The organism is Streptomyces sp. NPDC001922 (assembly GCF_042891165.1).
Lineage (GTDB): Bacteria > Actinomycetota > Actinomycetes > Streptomycetales > Streptomycetaceae > Streptomyces.
Map to the genome: position 1 here is coordinate 205232 of NZ_JBIASV010000013.1, position 15805 is coordinate 221036.

General features: G+C 72.2%; 14 protein-coding genes, 1 tRNA gene and 1 other RNA gene. 5 read left to right on the forward strand and 11 right to left on the reverse strand.

The features are described from left to right. Positions 1-12: 12 nt before the first annotated feature. The 10 genes from ACFYYR_RS24630 to ffs form a co-directional block, all read right to left on the reverse strand. A complete protein-coding gene (locus tag ACFYYR_RS24630; protein ID WP_388857433.1) occupies positions 13-1014 on the reverse strand; it encodes an SURF1 family protein in 1002 nt (333 codons plus the stop codon). 225 nt (positions 1015-1239) lie between these two features. Further along, positions 1240-2511: a hypothetical protein gene (locus ACFYYR_RS24635; protein ID WP_388857436.1), complete on the reverse strand. Its 1272-nt coding sequence runs from the start codon at positions 2509-2511 to the stop codon at positions 1240-1242. Between the two features lie 164 nt (positions 2512-2675). Beyond that, on the reverse strand, positions 2676-3317 hold the full coding sequence (locus tag ACFYYR_RS24640) for a SigE family RNA polymerase sigma factor (protein WP_388857439.1): 642 nt from the start codon (positions 3315-3317) through the stop codon (positions 2676-2678). A 291-nt stretch (positions 3318-3608) separates the two neighbouring features. Continuing rightward, complete coding sequence (locus tag ACFYYR_RS24645; RefSeq protein WP_388857442.1) at positions 3609-4676, reverse strand: aspartate-semialdehyde dehydrogenase; 1068 nt, start codon at positions 4674-4676, stop codon at positions 3609-3611. Next, a complete protein-coding gene (locus ACFYYR_RS24650) occupies positions 4673-5947 on the reverse strand; it encodes an aspartate kinase (RefSeq protein WP_351507932.1) in 1275 nt (424 codons plus the stop codon). The genes ACFYYR_RS24645 and ACFYYR_RS24650 overlap by 4 nt, the downstream gene beginning before the upstream one ends. A gap of 297 nt (positions 5948-6244) precedes the next feature. Further along, positions 6245-6913, reverse strand: coding sequence for a DUF5063 domain-containing protein (locus ACFYYR_RS24655; protein ID WP_388857446.1), 669 nt, complete (start codon positions 6911-6913; stop codon positions 6245-6247). Next, positions 6906-7505, reverse strand: coding sequence for a recombination mediator RecR (gene recR, locus ACFYYR_RS24660; RefSeq protein WP_351507929.1), 600 nt, complete (start codon positions 7503-7505; stop codon positions 6906-6908). Before recR ends, ACFYYR_RS24655 begins: the two co-directional genes overlap by 8 nt. Before the next feature lie 153 nt (positions 7506-7658). Further along, the gene (locus ACFYYR_RS24665) at positions 7659-7967 is read right to left on the reverse strand and encodes a YbaB/EbfC family nucleoid-associated protein (protein ID WP_388857450.1); all 309 of its coding nucleotides are present in this window, start codon (positions 7965-7967) and stop codon (positions 7659-7661) included. 291 nt (positions 7968-8258) lie between these two features. Further along, on the reverse strand, positions 8259-10667 hold the full coding sequence (locus tag ACFYYR_RS24670) for a DNA polymerase III subunit gamma and tau (protein WP_388857453.1): 2409 nt from the start codon (positions 10665-10667) through the stop codon (positions 8259-8261). A gap of 408 nt (positions 10668-11075) precedes the next feature. Then, an RNA gene (gene ffs, locus ACFYYR_RS24675) (signal recognition particle sRNA small type) lies at positions 11076-11170 on the reverse strand. Positions 11171-11244: 74 nt separating this feature from the next. On the opposite strand from ffs, the gene ACFYYR_RS24680 reads away from it, so the two are divergent. The 3 genes from ACFYYR_RS24680 (at position 11245) to ACFYYR_RS24690 (ending at position 13012) form a co-directional block, all read left to right on the forward strand. Further along, positions 11245-11329 (forward strand) — tRNA-Ser (locus ACFYYR_RS24680). A 422-nt stretch (positions 11330-11751) separates the two neighbouring features. Continuing rightward, entirely contained in the window at positions 11752-12519 is a 768-nt protein-coding gene (locus ACFYYR_RS24685; RefSeq protein ID WP_388857621.1) for an N-acetyltransferase, read from the forward strand. Positions 12520-12610: 91 nt separating this feature from the next. After that, the gene (locus ACFYYR_RS24690) at positions 12611-13012 is read left to right on the forward strand and encodes a hypothetical protein (RefSeq protein ID WP_388857456.1); all 402 of its coding nucleotides are present in this window, start codon (positions 12611-12613) and stop codon (positions 13010-13012) included. A 451-nt stretch (positions 13013-13463) separates the two neighbouring features. Here ACFYYR_RS24690 and ACFYYR_RS24695 read toward each other — a convergent pair whose 3' ends face one another. After that, a complete protein-coding gene (locus ACFYYR_RS24695; protein ID WP_388857459.1) occupies positions 13464-13658 on the reverse strand; it encodes an antitoxin in 195 nt (64 codons plus the stop codon). Positions 13659-13917: 259 nt separating this feature from the next. Between ACFYYR_RS24695 and ACFYYR_RS24700 the strand changes: the two genes are divergently transcribed. Both ACFYYR_RS24700 and ACFYYR_RS24705 read left to right on the forward strand, forming a co-directional pair. Further along, positions 13918-14700 (forward strand): class I SAM-dependent methyltransferase, encoded by a 783-nt coding sequence (locus tag ACFYYR_RS24700; protein ID WP_388857462.1) that lies wholly within the window; start codon positions 13918-13920, stop codon positions 14698-14700. A 264-nt stretch (positions 14701-14964) separates the two neighbouring features. After that, complete coding sequence (locus tag ACFYYR_RS24705) at positions 14965-15753, forward strand: hypothetical protein (RefSeq protein WP_388857465.1); 789 nt, start codon at positions 14965-14967, stop codon at positions 15751-15753. The last annotated feature ends 52 nt before the right edge of the window (positions 15754-15805 follow it).

Here is a 15805-nt window from a genome sequence, read left to right on the forward strand (position 1 = left end):
GTCGGACGGGCTTCAGGACCGGCCGGCCGGGTCCGACTCCGGCACCGCACGCCCGGAACCGGTGTCACTCGGTCCGCTCACCGGAGCCCGGCCAGCAGCACGTTCCGTCGGCTCGGCGGGGTTCGTCCGCTCGGCGGGTCCGGACTGCTCCGACCGTCCGCCCTCTGCCGCCCCCTCTTCCGACCCCTCTACCGGCTCTTCGGATCGTCCCGTCCGGTCGGCTCCCGTGTGCTCGGTCTGCTCCGGCAGCAGGCCCAGGGCCAGATCGCGGTGCGCCTCCGCCTCACGGCGCAGCAGCCGGAACCACATGAAGACCACGAACCCGGCAAAGACGAACCACTCACCCGTGTAGCCGAGGTTCTGGAACGCCTTGAGGTCCAGGCCGCTCCCCTGCGGGGCGGTCGGGGGCACCGGCCGCAGCGCGCCGTGCGCCCCGGCCCCGGCCCCGGCCCCGGGGAGCGTGATCCAGGCGTCGTACACCCCGTACGGCACCACGTTCACCAGCGACGCCGCGCTGATCATGCCGAGTTGCCCCTGGGGAAGCCCTCCGGACCGGGCCCCGTCGCTGCTCTGCGTCTCCGACGCCTGCAGCGCCCCGGTCACGGTGACCTTGCCGCGCGGCGGCTCGGGGACATCGGCCCGGTCGGCGTCCCCGGGCAGCCAGCCGCGGACGACGGGCAGCGCGTCGCCGCCCTCGGTACGCAGCAGCGTGAGGACGTAGAAGCCGTTCCGGTCGCCCAAGCGGCGGTCGGGGACGAGCAGTTGGGTGTCGTAGTGGCCGGTCGCGGTGGCGCGCCGGCCCGACGTCTCCTTGGTCACCGGCAGCAGATCGGCCAGCGGCGCCGCCGCCTCCTCGGCATGGGCGTCCGCGTCCCGCTGCTGCTCCTGATGGGACTCCACGCGCGTCTCGAAGCGGCCCAGCTGCCAGCTGCCCATGAAGAGGCAGAACGGCACGCCGAGCGCGACGAAGAGGTTGATTCCCCACCAGCGGGGCGTCAGCAGGAACCGGTACACACCACCACGGTACGGGCCACAGCCGGGGCCCCCGCCCCCGGGGTCACCGCCTCCCCCGCCCACCGGAGTCCGGACAAGCCCGGACCCGGGGCAGGCATCCGGGCAGCCGGGCTCCGGGCCGGACAGCCCGGACGGAGGAAGCCCCGGCAGCAACGCGAGCGGTCACCCGATCGATGACCCGAGAGCCGTTTCCGCAGCCATCCGAGCAGCCGCTCCAGCAGCAGCTCAGGCGGTCGCCAGTGCCCCCGTGCGGTAGATCGTCCCGGCGCAGGCGTTGGTGATGGTGGCGTCGGCGGCGCTGGGCGCACCGGCCTGCGGGGTGTGACTGAGTGCCACGCTGCCCGCGGGCGGAGTGCCCTGGTCGCCCTCGGTCGTCTCGGCCACCGTCGCGCCGTCCGGCTCACCCGCGGTGCCCGAGCTGCCCGGGTCCGGCGTCGGACCGGGGTTGGGGCAGCCGCCCGCACCCCCCTCGGCCGGCACCCAGGCGAACTTCACCTGATAGGCGACTCCCGGCTGGAGGATCACCGTCTGGGGCTGGGTGGCCGGGTCGGGCAGGCCGGTGGCCGGGTCGCCCGCGGTGTGGTCCACCACGGAGATCCGGGTTCCGTCGGCGCCGCCCTGCGCGGTTGCGAAGACCTGTCCGCCTCCGTCGACGGTGCAGGCCGCGTCGGAGGTGTTGGTGACCTGGAACGAGCCGTACACCGTGCTCGAACCGTCGAGCGTGGCGGGCGTGGCGACACCACCGCTGAGCTGGTCCCGGGTGCAGGTCGGCGAGGTGGCGGCCATGGTCTCGGACGGGTCCGCCCCGCCACCCACCGTGCCGCCGGCCGGCTGCTCCGACGCGTCGCCCTTCTCACTGTCCCGGTCGCGCTTGCCGCTCTCGGTCTCCTTGTCGGACGGCTCCTTCGCCTTCCCGCCGTCCTCGGCTTCGGCGGCGGCGCCACCGGAGCCGCCGTGAGTCCGTTCGCTGTGCCCGGCGTTGGCCGGGTGCGCCTCCGTCACCCCCGCGTCGCGGGCGACGTGCACCAGCGCGGGCACGGCACTGCCGACCAGCAGCACGGCGGCCGCCGCGCCGACCAGCGCCTGCCGCTTGCGGGCACGGCGCGCCGGGACCGCGTACCGGAGATGGTCGAGCGCGTGCGGCGCAGGCTCGATGTCGTCGACGGCGGTGTGCAGCAGCGCCCGGAGGGCCTGCTCGTCCAGGCCGGGGCCGTCCGCATCCCGCGGCACCTCGGAATCCGCATTCGACGGCCCCTCGGAACCGGCGGGGCCACGCACCGCCGCGAGCAGAGCCGTCACCCCGGCCTCGGAGGCGTACGCGGAATCGCTCTCGGAACCGTCCGTCGCGGCATCGGCCTCGGAGGCATCCGTCGCTCCGGAATCCGCCTCGGAGCCGTCCGCCGCGGAGCCGGCCTCGAAGGACTCCGCCACCACCTCGCCCTCGGACCCGTCCGTCGCCCCGGAATCCACCTCGGACTCACCACCCGGCACGGCCACCTCACGATCCGCATCGGGCGCCGAGCGCCCAGCATCGGACGCCTCGCCCCCCGGAACGGACGACTCACGCTCCACGCCGGACGGCTCACGCTCCGGACCGGAGGACCGCCCATCCCCCCGAACGGCGGCCTCGGGTTCTCTCTCCGGCCCGTGCTTCTGCTCGCTCATGCCGGGGCCTCCATGGCGACGCGGAGCGCCGCGATGCCCCGCGAGCCGTACGCCTTGACCGAGCCGAGCGAAATCCCGAGCGTCTCGGCCACCTGGGCCTCGGTCATGTCGGCGAAGTAGCGCAGCACGAGGACCTCGCGCTGCCGGCGCTGCAGTCCGCGCATCGCCTTGATCAATTGGTCGCGCTCCAGCTGTTCGTACGCCCCCTCCTCGGCGCTCGCCATGTCGGGCATCGGCTTGGACAGCAGCTTCAGTCCGAGGATGCGGCGGCGCAGCGCGGAGCGGGACAGGTTGACGACCGTCTGCCTGAGATAGGCGAGAGTCTTCTCCGGGTCGCGGACCCTACTACGCGCGGAATGCACGCGTATGAACGCCTCCTGCACAACGTCCTCGCACGAGGCCGTGTCGTCGAGGAGGAGGGCGGCGAGACCGAGCAGGGACCGGTAGTGGGCACGGTAGGTCTCGGTGAGGTGATCGACTGTGGTACCCGCGGTCATCGCCTCGTCAGCGCCCTCGCGCTGCGACGGTACGTGGGTGGTCTGCGCAGCGGGCATGGGCGCGATCACCGGCATTCCACCGGTCGCGCGAGGACGGAGCGGTCGCAGAACCGCCGTGCCGCCCCCATGGGGCGCTGCCATGCCGAGTACTTCTGCCACGCTTGTTGGACACGCTTCCCCCCCTGAGGGTTGTACGCGTGAGCCACCGCTTTCGACAAAGCACTACATGCCCTCATGCGCACCGTTCTTTCCAAATGCCCCATTTAATTCAGCGACTCCGAGCGACGGCAACAAAGACGCTCCCCACCCACTGCCGGTTGCAGTGAGTGGGGAGCGAATAGTCGAACAGATCGTCAGCCCAGTTCAAGGGTACGGACCAACGACTTGATCACATAACCTTCACAGACGGTCGGGGAGTCACCCGTCGCGGGACTACGCGGAGGTGAGCTCCGCGGCGACGACCTCGGCGATCTGAGCGGTGTTCAGGGCGGCCCCCTTGCGGAGGTTGTCACCGCACACGAAGAGTTCGAGCGCCTGCGGGTCGTCCAGGGAGCGCCGCACCCGGCCCACCCAGGTCGGGTCGGTGCCCACGACGTCCGCCGGGGTCGGGAACTCGCCCTGCGCCGGGTTGTCGCACAGCACCACACCGGGCGCGCCGCTCAGGATCTCGTGCGCCTTGGCGACCGAGACCTCGGTCTCGAACCGCGCGTGCACGGTCAGCGAGTGCGTGGTGACCACCGGGACGCGGACGCAGGTCGCCGTGACCCGCAGGTCGGGCAGGCCCAGGATCTTCCGCGACTCGTTGCGGACCTTGAGCTCCTCGGAGGTCCAGCCGTCGTCCTTCAGCGAACCGGCGAACGGCACGACGTTGAGCGCGATCGGCGCCGGGTACGGGCCGAACTCGCCCACCGCGCGGCGCACATCGCCGGGCTGGGTGCCCAGGTCCGTGCCCGTCACCTTGGCGAGCTGGTCCCGGAGGGTGTCGACGCCTTCCTTGCCCGAGCCGGAAACGGCCTGGTAGGAGGAGACGATCAGCTCGGACAGGCCCCACTCGGAGTGCAGCGCGCCCATCGCGACGATCATCGACAGGGTGGTGCAGTTGGGGTTCGCGATGATGCCCTTCGGGCGGACCCGCGCGGCGCGGGCGTTCACCTCGGGAACCACCAGCGGGACGTCCGGGTCCATCCGGAAGGCGCCGGAGTTGTCGACGGCGACCGCGCCCTTGGCGGCGGCGACCGGCGCCCACTCGGCCGAGACCTCGTCCGGCACGTCGAACATCGCGACGTCGACGCCCTCGAACGCCTCCTCGCTCAGCGCGACGACCTCGACCTCCTCACCGCGGACGACGAGCTTCTTGCCCGCCGAGCGCGGTGAGGCGATGAGGCGGATCTCGCCCCAGATGTCGGCACGCTCCGAGAGGATGCCGAGCATCACGGTGCCGACGGCGCCGGTGGCGCCGACGACAGCCAGGGTGGGCTTGCGCCCGGGGGCGGAAGTCATCGCCCGGTACCTCCGTAGACGACGGCCTCGTCGCTCTCACTGTCGAGGCCGAAGGCGGTGTGCACCGCGCGCACGGCCTCGTTGACGTCGTCGGCACGGGTGACGACGGAGATACGGATCTCCGAGGTGGAGATCAGCTCGATGTTGACCCCGGCGTTGGACAGGGCCTCGAAGAAGCCGGCGGTGACGCCCGGGTTGGTCTTCATGCCCGCGCCGACCAGCGAGATCTTGGCGATCTGGTCGTCGTAGCGCAGGGACTCGAACCCTATGGCGTTCTTCGTCCGCTCCAGAGCCGTGATGGCCTTGCGGCCCTCGGTCTTCGGCAGGGTGAAGGAGATGTCGGTCAGACCGGTCGACGCGGCCGAGACGTTCTGCACCACCATGTCGATGTTGATCTCGGCGTCCGCGATCGCCCGGAAGATCGTCGCGGCCTCGCCCGGCTTGTCCGGCACCCCGACGACCGTGACCTTGGCCTCGGACGTGTCGTGGGCAACCCCCGAAATGATCGCCTGCTCCATCGGCTGGTCGTCCCCTCGCGGTTCGTTGCTGACCCACGTGCCCCGGAGGCCGGAGAACGACGACCGGACGTGGATCGGAATGTTGTAACGGCGTGCGTACTCGACGCACCGGTGCAGCAGCACCTTGGACCCGGAGCTGGCCAGCTCCAGCATGTCCTCGAACGAGATCCAATCGATCTTGCGGGCCTTCTTGACCACCCGCGGGTCGGCGGTGAACACACCGTCGACATCGGTGTAGATCTCACAGACCTCGGCGTTCAGCGCGGCGGCCAGTGCCACCGCGGTGGTGTCCGAGCCGCCCCGCCCCAGCGTGGTGATGTCCTTCTTGTCCTGGGACACACCCTGGAAACCGGCGACGATGGCGATGTTGCCCTCGTCGACGGACTGCTGAATACGGCCCGGCGTGACGTCGATGATCCGCGCTTTGTTGTGGACCGAGTCGGTGATGACGCCGGCCTGGCTGCCGGTGAACGACTGGGCCTCGTGACCCAGGTTTTTGATCGCCATCGCCAGCAGCGCCATGGAGATTCGCTCTCCGGCGGTCAGCAGCATGTCGAACTCTCGTCCGGCAGGGATCGGGGATACCTGCGCAGCGAGATCGATCAGCTCGTCCGTCGTGTCACCCATCGCCGAAACCACGACGACCACCTGGTGGCCGCTCCTCTTGGCTTCGACGATCCGCTTGGCGACGCGCTTGATGCCTTCGGCATCCGCAACGGAGGAGCCGCCGTACTTCTGCACGACAAGGCCCACGTGCGCTCCTCGCAACTCTTGTCTTCCGGGGACCCCGAATCAGGATCCTTCGGTCGGCTCAGTCTAACGAGCAGGGAAAAAGAGCCACCCTGGTATCGCATGGTGAGACCCAGGGTTCACCACGTGATCACAGGCGCGCTGCCTTTCCGAGCCCGCTCCGGCAAGGCCCCTGCCCGCTGGAGGGCAGAGCACACGGAAACGTAACCCAGTTCACACGGCGGTGTGCCGTGAGCGCGCGCATACGGGGTACCCGGCGGCCTCGGACCGGCTCCCGCAGCGGAAGGCCCGGTACGGGGCTCAGCTGCGGACCGGACGCACGCCCAGCGGGGCGGCGATCTCCTGGGCCATCACCCGGCCCGCCTCCTCCTCCAGCGACACATCGGCCACCGCGACGGTGTCCGTGTCCAGTCCGTCCAGCTCGTCGAGCGGGCTCTCGGTGCGGATGTGGGCGAGCAGCGACTGCAGGGCGCGGAGCGCCGCGGAGGCCGTCGGCCCCCAGTTGGAGAAGTACGAGAACTGCCACCACCACAGCGCCTCGGTCACCCGGCCCGCCCGGTAGTGGGCCATGCCGTGCCGCAGGTCGGTGATGATGTCGGCGAGGTCGTCGGAGATCCGGCAGGCCACCGGCTCGCTGCGGGGCACGTACGGGTCGAAGACCTCGGAGTAGACGTCTGCCGGGTCCAGCAGCCGGGCGAAGCGTTCCCGCAGCTCGTCGACGTCGTCCGGCTCCGGGCCGGCGTCCGTCTCGTACCGCTCGTCCGGGACGATGTCCTCGTGCGCCCCCAGCCGGCCGCCCGCCAGGAGCAGCTGGGAGACCTCCAGCAGGAGATACGGGATCGCGCTGCCCGGCTCGTCGCCCTTGGCCACTTCCGTGACCGCGACGATGAAGCTCTCGACCTGGTCGGCGATCTGGACGGCGAAGTCGTCCGGGTCCTGCTTGCTGTCGTGGAGCGTGGCGTCAGACATCGAGAAGTCGTCTCCCTTCGAAGGCACGCCCCAGCGTGACCTCGTCGGCGTACTCCAGGTCTCCCCCCACGGGGAGCCCGCTGGCCAGTCGCGTGACCTTCAGGCCCATGGGCTTGACCATGCGGGCGAGGTAGGTGGCGGTCGCCTCCCCCTCGAGATTCGGGTCGGTGGCCAGGATCAGCTCGGTGACGACACCGTCGGCGAGCCTGGCCAGCAGTTCCCGGATCCGCAGGTCGTCCGGGCCCACGCCCTCGATGGGGCTGATCGCCCCGCCGAGCACGTGATAACGGCCGCGGAACTCACGGGTCCGCTCAATCGCGACGACGTCCTTCGGCTCCTCCACGACGCAGATGACCGCCCGGTCCCGGCGCGGGTCCTGGCAGACCCGGCACTGCTCCTCCTGCGCGACGTTCCCGCAGACGGAACAGAACCGGACCTTGGCCTTGACCTCGGTCAGTGCGTGGGCGAGCCGACGGACGTCGGCCGGCTCGGCCTGGAGGACGTGGAAGGCGATCCGCTGCGCGCTCTTGGGACCGACGCCGGGCAGCCTGCCCAACTCGTCGATGAGGTCCTGGACCACGCCTTCGTACACGGAACGCCGTCTCCTTCTTCTTTCCTGGTTCGTACGCTAGTTGATCCGTTCTAAGGTCCGGATCAGAACCGGCTCACCGGCCGGTTCCGATTCCGGTGCCGGGCGAACGGACCGGGCACGGCCACGAACCGCGCCCCTCCGGCCGGAGCCGGATCAGAAAGGCATCCCCGGCATGCCGCCGAGGCCCTGCGCGAGCGGTCCCAGCTTCTGCTGCTGGAGCTCCTGCGCGGCGTTGTTGGCATCGCGGACGGCCGCGAGAACCAGATCCGCGAGGGTCTCCGTGTCATCAGGATCCACGGCCTTCGGGTCGATGACCAGGCCCTGGAGCTCACCGGCTCCGGTGACCGTGGCCTTGACGAGCCCGCCGCCCGCGGAACCCTCGACAGGGGTCTCGGCCAGCTCCTGCTGGGCCGCGGCGAGGTCCTGCTGCATCTTCTGGGCCTGCTGAAGCAGCTGCTGCATATCGGGCTGCTGACCACCGGGAATCACGGCTTGCTCCTGGCACTCGACGACGTTTGTTCCAGTAGCCCGAGCCTACGTGCTCACCGGGCCCCGCGCCCTACGCCGTACGAAGACGCCTGGTACGGCGCCCGGCACGGGAGCCGGTCCGCCGGCACGGGGTGCCGGAGCCGGTCCGCCGGCAGGCGGCCGAGCCGGTCCCCGTCGGGGGCGGGGCGGGCGCGTGCCGGGCCCCGCGTGGCGATGACTCGTGGCGCTACTCGTGACTCGTGGCGGTACGCGTGACTCGTGGCGCTACTCGTGGCTGAATTCCTCGACCACGGTCGCGCCCAGCTCGCGGACGATCAGGTCGTGGCCGCTCAGCGCCGACTCGTCGAGGTCCGGGTCGTCCTCCTCCGGGAGGTCGTCCTCCAGGGAGACCGGCGGACGCTCCGGGGCCCCGTAGGCGCCCGCCTCGGGGCGCGGCCGCGCCTCCGGTGCCGGTGCCGCCGGGGGCGGGGCGGCCTCCGGCGCGGGCGCCGCCGGGCGGGCCGGCTGCTGGGGGGCCGGGGCGGCCGGGCGCGGTGCCCCGCCGCCACCGCCGAAGCCGGGACCGGGCCCCTGCCCCGGGCCCGCGGAACCACCCTGGGAACCACCGCCGCCGGACGGATCGACGATCGCCTCGACCCGCCACTGCACGCCCAGCGACTCGCTCAGCGCCTGCCGCAGCACGTCCTCACTGCCACCGCCGACGAAGCTGTCCCGGGCGCCCGCGTTGGAGAAGGCGAGCTGGAGCGTGGTGCCGTCGAAGCCCGCGACCTGGGCGTTCTGGCTCAGCAGGATCCAGGTGAAGCGGCGCCGGTTCTTCACCGCCTCGAGAATGTCCGGCCACATCTGACGGACCTGGACGGCGCCCTGGGCCGCCGACGGCGCCACGGAGCCACCCGACGGCGCGGGAGCGCTCGACGGCGCGGGGCCGCTCGACGCCGGAGCCGCCGGAGCCTGGGCCGGGCCCCCGCCCTGCCCGGGGGTACCCGCGGTGGGCCAGCCGCCGGGCCTGCGCCCCGCCCCACCGGTCGCGTCGGACGGGGCTGACGAGGCTGACGAGGCGGCCGTCGGCCAGGCGCCCGGACGCTGCTGCGCCGCCGCACCCTCGCCGGGCCGCTCCGCGGCGCCCTGCGGAGCACCGGCGCCCGCGCCGGACGGTCCGCCCGTGGGCCAGGCCCCGGGGCGCTGACCTGCGGTGTCACTCTGAGCCGGGGCCGCCTCCGGCGGGGCTCCGGCGTCCGCGCCGGGCGCCGCTCCCGCGCCCCCGGCGCCGGGCCATGCCCCCGGGCGCTGCCCGCCCGTGCCCTCGCCCTCGGAACCCTCCTGGGCCGCGGGCCCGCCGCCGCCCGCCGCCGGGCCCTTGCCGGGCAGCGCCGCACGGGCTGCCGCCGGGCCCGCGGGACCCGCGGGTGCCGGCTCGCCCGCCGGGGCACCGGCCGGGGCGCCATGGGCCTGGGGCCCCGGTACGTATCCCATCGCGGGACCGGCGCCCGCTCCGGCCACCGCCCCGCCCGCGACGGCGCCGCGCTCCAGCCGCTCCAGCCGGGCCTGCACCGAACGCTCGTCGTCGAAGGCCGCGGGCAGCAGCAGCCGTGCGCAGATCAGCTCGAGCTGCAGCCGCGGCGAGGTGGCGCCGCGCATCTCGGTGAGGCCCTCGTTGACCAGGTCGGCCGCCCGGCTGAGCTCGGCCGGACCGAAGACGGAGGCCTGGGCCTGCATCCGCTCCACGACATCGGCCGGGGCGTCGATCAGGCCCTTCTCCCCGGCGTCCGGCACCGCCGCGAGAATCACCAGGTCGCGCAGGCGCTCCAGCAGGTCGGCGACGAACCGCCGGGGGTCGTTGCCGCCCTCGATGACCCGGTCCACGACCTCGAACGCCGCAGCGCCGTCGCCCGCGGCGAACGCGTCCACCACGCTGTCCAGCAGCGAACCGTCGGTGTAGCCGAGGAGGGCGGTGGCCATGGCATACGTCACACCCTCCTCACCCGCACCGGCGAGGAGCTGGTCCATCACGGACATCGAGTCCCGGACGGAGCCCGCGCCCGCGCGCACGACCAGCGGGAGCACGCCGTCGTCCACCGGGATCCGCTCCCGCCCGCACACCTCGCCGAGGTAGTCGCGCAGTGTGCCGGGCGGCACGAGCCGGAACGGGTAGTGGTGGGTCCGCGAACGGATCGTGCCGATGACCTTCTCCGGCTCGGTCGTCGCGAAGATGAACTTCAGGTGCTCCGGCGGCTCCTCGACCACCTTCAGCAGGGCGTTGAACCCCGCCGAGGTGACCATGTGCGCCTCATCGATGATGTAGATCTTGTACCGGCTCGACGCCGGTCCGAAGAAGGCCTTCTCGCGCAGCTCCCGGGCGTCGTCCACACCACCGTGGGACGCGGCGTCGATCTCGATGACGTCGATCGACCCCGGCCCGTTCCGCGCCAGGTCCTGGCAGGACTGGCACTCGCCGCAGGGCGTGGGGGTGGGCCCCTGCACGCAGTTCAGACAGCGGGCGAGGATGCGGGCGCTGGTCGTCTTGCCGCAGCCGCGCGGACCACTGAAGAGATACGCGTGGTTGACCCGGTTGTTCCGCAGCGCCTGCTGCAGCGGATCGGTGACATGCTCCTGCCCGATGACCTCGGCGAAGGACTCGGGGCGGTAACGGCGGTAGAGCGCGAGGGACGACACGCATACGACGATATCGGCCCGCACCGACAACGAGCCGCCCCCGCCGACCACGAGCAGCCGGCCCCGGCACACCACGCCCGGTCCGACGCTCCCGGACTCCGCCGGAGGCAGGGTCCGAAGGGGCGGCGAAGCGGACGCGCCCGGAACGGAGCCGGCGAAGCGGACCGCCTCGGAACAGAGCCGCGCCCGCCGGAACGACAGCCGGGGCGCTCGCGGAAAGACGGGTCGGGTCCCGCCCGAACGGCAGTCCGGGCGCTCGCAGAACATCGGCGAGGGGCATCGCGGAACGACGGTGGTGTCCCGGCGGAACGACAGCCGGGGGCCTCGCGGAACGACGGCCTGGGTGTGCCCGGGACCACGGCAGGAGCGGCCCGGGACACAAAGCGCCACGGGACGGAGCCCGGGCAGCAAAGGGCCCCCCACGCACCCGTCAGAGCTCACTTACCCTTGCTGCCTTCCGGCCCTGGGGGAGTTCGGTGAGATAGCGCCGCGTGGGGGGCTGCGCCCCACCCTAGCGGATCGGACCGGGTGGGAACGAGTTCGCGAGCACTCCTCCGCGTCTTGTATTGTTTGCCGCGGAGGATTCGCCTAGAGGCCTAGGGCGCACGCTTGGAAAGCGTGTTGGGGGCAACCCCTCACGAGTTCGAATCTCGTATCCTCCGCCTGATGGAAGGCCCCGACCGGTCACGGTCGGGGCCTTCGTCGTTGATCCGCCCGCCGTGGGGCTGCGACACCGCCCGGGGCGCGTCGCCCGCCCTGTTGCGACCCCCGAGGGCCATCGGCCGGGGAGATGCGCGGACCGGAAGCACCCCCCGGGATCCGTGCACGATCGCGCCCACCGCAATGTCCGGGATACGCAGACCTGTTGTGGCGAGCGTCACAGAACCTCGTCATCCTGTTCGGCACCCGGGCCGGCCTCCGCGGACAGGAGGGCCACGCAGTACAGCGCGAGCGACTGGGAACGTCGCTGTGAGCATCGCGCCCTACGCGCGACCACAGGGGCAGCCCCCAGAGCGTCCGGACCCGACGCCCTCCCACGGCCCCGGTCACATATTCCGTACTCGCGGCGCATCCCTCGTGGGATATTCCCGCCGTGGCAGACATCAAGATCACCGCGCTCGACGAGCGCCCGTCGCTGATCGGCCGGGTCTACGAGATCACCGAGAGCTGGCCGGCGTTCATACCGCAGGACCAGATCGCCGGTGCCCTGCTGTGGCGGGTTCCCGAGGACTTCCCGCAGTACTGCGTCGTGGCGACGGACGGCGACCGCGTGGTGGCGCGGGGCCTCAGCGTGCCGTTCAGCACCGCGCTCGCGGGGCGCGAGGAGATGCCGGACCAGGGGTGGGACCGCGTCCTGGGGTGGGCGTTCGCCGACCGGAGCCGCGGGAACTCCCCGACGACGGCGAGCGCGCTCGAAATCACGGTGGACACCGGGTATCTCGGCTGCGGGCTGTCCTCCCGCATGCTGTCGGCGATGCGCGCCGCGGTCGGCCGGCAGGGCCATGACGTGCTGCTGGCACCGGTCCGTCCGACGGCCAAGCACCTGCAACCGCACGTCCCCATGGCGGAGTACATCCGCCACCGGCGCAACGACGGCCTGCCGAGCGACCCTTGGCTGCGGGTTCACGTCCGGGCCGGCGGCACCATCGAGAAGGTCGCTCCGGCGTCGATGACGGTCAGCGGCTCCCTGGCCCAGTGGCGGGCGTGGACGGACCTGCCCTTCGATCGCGACGGCGCCGTCGAGGTGCCGGGCGCCCTGGCCCCGGTGCACTGCGACACCGCGCAGGACCACGCGGTCTACACCGAACCCAATGTCTGGGTCCGCCACGGCGGCCGCCCCCGGGTCGGCTGAGGCCGCAGCGCGGATGGGCGGTCTCCGCCCATCGTCTGCATCAGCGCTGGGTATGTTCCGATGCCTGGGCGATGGAGCAGGGGGAAGCGCCGTGGCAGAGATACTCGCCGTCGTTATCGGGGCCGGGGCGAGCCTGCTGGGAGTCGGCCTGGGCTCGTGGTTCACGGGGCGCCGACAGGACCGTCTGTGGGTGCGGGAGCAAAAACTCAGGGCCGCCGTCGACTTCACCACCGCGGGAAGCCAACTTTTCGAGCAGTTGCGTGGTCGACGCGAGGGGGACGACGGGCCCGGCATCAACGAGTTGGCACTGCGTCTCCAGGACGGTCGGTCCGCTCTCCACCTCCTGTGCGCGGCCGGCACCGTCGAGCTCACCGACCGCCTCGCCCGCCGGGTATTCCACACCCGGCCCACCATGAGCGCCGAGGAGCACGCCGAGACGATCGAGCTCCTGCGCCGACTCACCCATGAGCTGCGGCGCGAACTCGGGGCATGATGCCGCCGTCGGCACTCCTTACGAGCCGGACCGGCTGTCCCCGCCGACAGGGCTCGGCCGCGCGGCACCGGACCTCGGAACACCGGCGACCCGCCCACCTGCCGACAGACCGGCCAGCTCGCCGGAGGGGTGCGGAGACACACGAGCACGACGGCCTGCGACAACGCAGCCGGAGGCCCGGACCGCGCGTACGGTCCGGGCCCCGACCCTCTGCGTTCCGTCCCTGTGGCGCCGCGGTGCGCTGCCGCATCCGGCTTCCGTCACCGGTTCAGCGCAGGCGTCATCGGTTCCGCTCCGCCTGTGCCCCGCGGGCCCGTCGGGCAGGCCGCCGACCGCCGAGGTGCGGTGCCGCAGCCGGCTGCCGGGCCGGACGTCCCGGCGAAGGCGCGATGCGGTCAACAGCCCTCGGAGACGGGTGGGTTCACGGGAAGGGTGCTGTCAGGGCCGGCTGTCAGGGCTGGGGCGGCCGGTCCTGTCCCTGGTCGCCGCCGAGCTGGTCCTTGGCCTTGTCCTGAGCGGTGTCGACCTGGCGACGGTGCTTGCCCTGGGTCCGGTCGTCGACCATGTCGCCCGATTTGTCGACGCCCTTGCTCGCCTGGTCCTCGTGCCCCTTCAGCATGTTCTTGAGCTTGTCCATCATGGACATGTTCGTCCTCCTCGCCGCTGTGCCCCACCCCACCGGCCCCCTCCTCTCCAGGGTCACCGCATGCCGCGCGGTTCGCATCCGCGTGTGGCGATCATGCGGTCCGACCTGCGACGAGAGGACGGGGAGGCCGCCCGGCCGGTCACCCCCGGCGCACTCCCCGGGCCACGGACGCCCGGGGGCATCCGTCGTCGAAATTCCGGTGCGGACGGCCGCGACCGTCTGCCAGTCTCGCTGGATGCCCCGGTTCGAATCCCGCCGAATGTCCCGGTTCGAAGACCTCATCGCCGAAGGCGCGGCCGTCCCCACGGAGGGCTGGGACTTCTCCTGGTTCACCGGTCGCGCGACCGAGCAGCGCCCGTCGTGGGGCTATGCGCGGCTGCTCGCGGACCGGGCGGCGAAGGCCGAGGCGGTGCTGGACATCCAGACCGGCGGCGGCGAGGTCCTGGCCTCGGTCCCGGTCGCCCCACCGGTGGTGGCGGCGACGGAGTCGTGGCCACCGAACGTGGACATCGCCCGGCGCAATCTGGCCGGGTTCGGCGCGACGGTCGCCGAGGTGGACGACAGGGCCGGCCTGCCGTTCCCGTCGGACCACTTCGACCTGGTCGTCAGCCGGCATCCGGTGGTGACCCGCTGGGACGAGGTCCGCCGGGTCCTGCGGCCGGACGGCACGTACCTGTCCCAGCAGGTGGGCCCCGGGTCGGTGCGCGAACTGACCGAGTTCATGATGGGGCCGCAGCCGGCTTCGGCCCACTCCTCGCCGGGACCGCTCGCGACCACCGCCGGCGCCACCCCGATCGCGGCGGCGAGCACGGCGGAAGCGGCGGGACTGGAGGTCGCCGACCTGCGCCAGGAGGCCCTGCGGATGGAGTTCCACGACATCGCCGCGGTGGTCCACTTCCTCCGCAAGGTGATCTGGATCGTCCCCGGCTTCACGGTCGACGCCTACCGCGAGCGTCTGGCGGAGCTCCACGACTTCATGGAGCGCCACGGCCCGTTCGTGGCCCACTCGCAACGCTTCCTCATCGAAGCGCGGAAGAACTGAAGCAACGGCAGTGAGGCCGCGGCCCGTGGGGCCCTCCGGACCCGCCCACCCCGCCGTACAGGGGAAAGACCACGCAGCGTGGTGGGGGCGGCGGCTCGCCTTTCCGGGAACCCCGCCCACCGTCTGGTACGAAGTGTCCCACTTGACGCCTCTTGACCTTGATGCCCTTCAGCGCCTTGAGCACCTCCTGAACACCTCTCACCCCCACGCATGGCGACCGGGCAGCATCTCGGCGTTCCACCCCGCGCCGCGACGGCGCTCGACGTGACAGCCGAGGGAGGCCATGGGCTGGACACTCACACGCCGGGCGGCGGCGTCGGCGGTTCTCGCCGGGGTCATCGCCGTCGCCTCGGCGACGTTGTCGCCGGCCGGCGCCGGTACGCGGGCCGGGGCCACGCCGCCGCCCGCCATCGCGGCTACGGCGCCCGCCGCGTCACCGCAACCACGACCGCAACCGCCAACACCACCGGGGCAGACGCCGCCGCACAGGCTCCGCGGCCGCCCCGCCTGCCGCGTGACTTCCGCGGGAGGGGGAAGTGGATCGTCCGGGATCTGGGCATCACGGTCCCGTTCACCTGGGAGGGGCGGGACGGCGACAGCCGGATGGTCGCGGGAGGCCCGCAGTACCCGATCTGGTTCACCAACCTGATCCACCGCGGCGCGCTCTACACGCTGACCTACAAGTGGCCCGGCCTGACCGAGCATCCGTGCTCCCGGATCCCGGGCTTCGATCTGGAGACCCTGAACCGGAAGCTCGGCACCGCGCGGTTCGTCGGGCGGGAGATCCTCCAGGGGAATCCGAACCGGTACGTGAACCACTGGCGGGTCGGGGTCGTCGTACCGCAGCTGCCTCCGGGGAAGTTCCTGCGGTTCCCGCCGACACTCGGCGACATCTACGTCGATCAGCGCGATCGCGGCACGTTCTGGCAGGTGCTGCAGTTCGGCATCCAGAATCCGTACGACCCCGAGCTGGACGAGTGGCTCGTGATGGACACCTTCGAACACCGGCCCGGCAGGGTCACGCTGCCCGCACGGTGCTCGCCTCCGGTGTGACCCGGAGAAGCGAAACCCTCGCCCCCGGAGGGCACGGGTGACCGGCGGGCGC

Excerpts from the sequence above, each read along its gene's own strand:
- ACFYYR_RS24640 (WP_388857439.1), bottom strand. The coding sequence starts at position 3,317 with ATGGCAGCGCCCCATGGGGGCGGCACGGCGGTTCTGCGACCGCTCCGT.
- ACFYYR_RS24645 (WP_388857442.1), bottom strand. The coding sequence starts at position 4,676 with ATGACTTCCGCCCCCGGGCGCAAGCCCACCCTGGCTGTCGTCGGCGCC.
- ACFYYR_RS24655 (WP_388857446.1), bottom strand. The coding sequence starts at position 6,913 with ATGTCTGACGCCACGCTCCACGACAGCAAGCAGGACCCGGACGACTTC.
- ACFYYR_RS24665 (WP_388857450.1), bottom strand. The coding sequence starts at position 7,967 with ATGCAGCAGCTGCTTCAGCAGGCCCAGAAGATGCAGCAGGACCTCGCC.
- ACFYYR_RS24695 (WP_388857459.1), bottom strand. The coding sequence starts at position 13,658 with ATGTCCATGATGGACAAGCTCAAGAACATGCTGAAGGGGCACGAGGAC.
- ACFYYR_RS24700 (WP_388857462.1), top strand. The coding sequence starts at position 13,918 with ATGTCCCGGTTCGAAGACCTCATCGCCGAAGGCGCGGCCGTCCCCACG.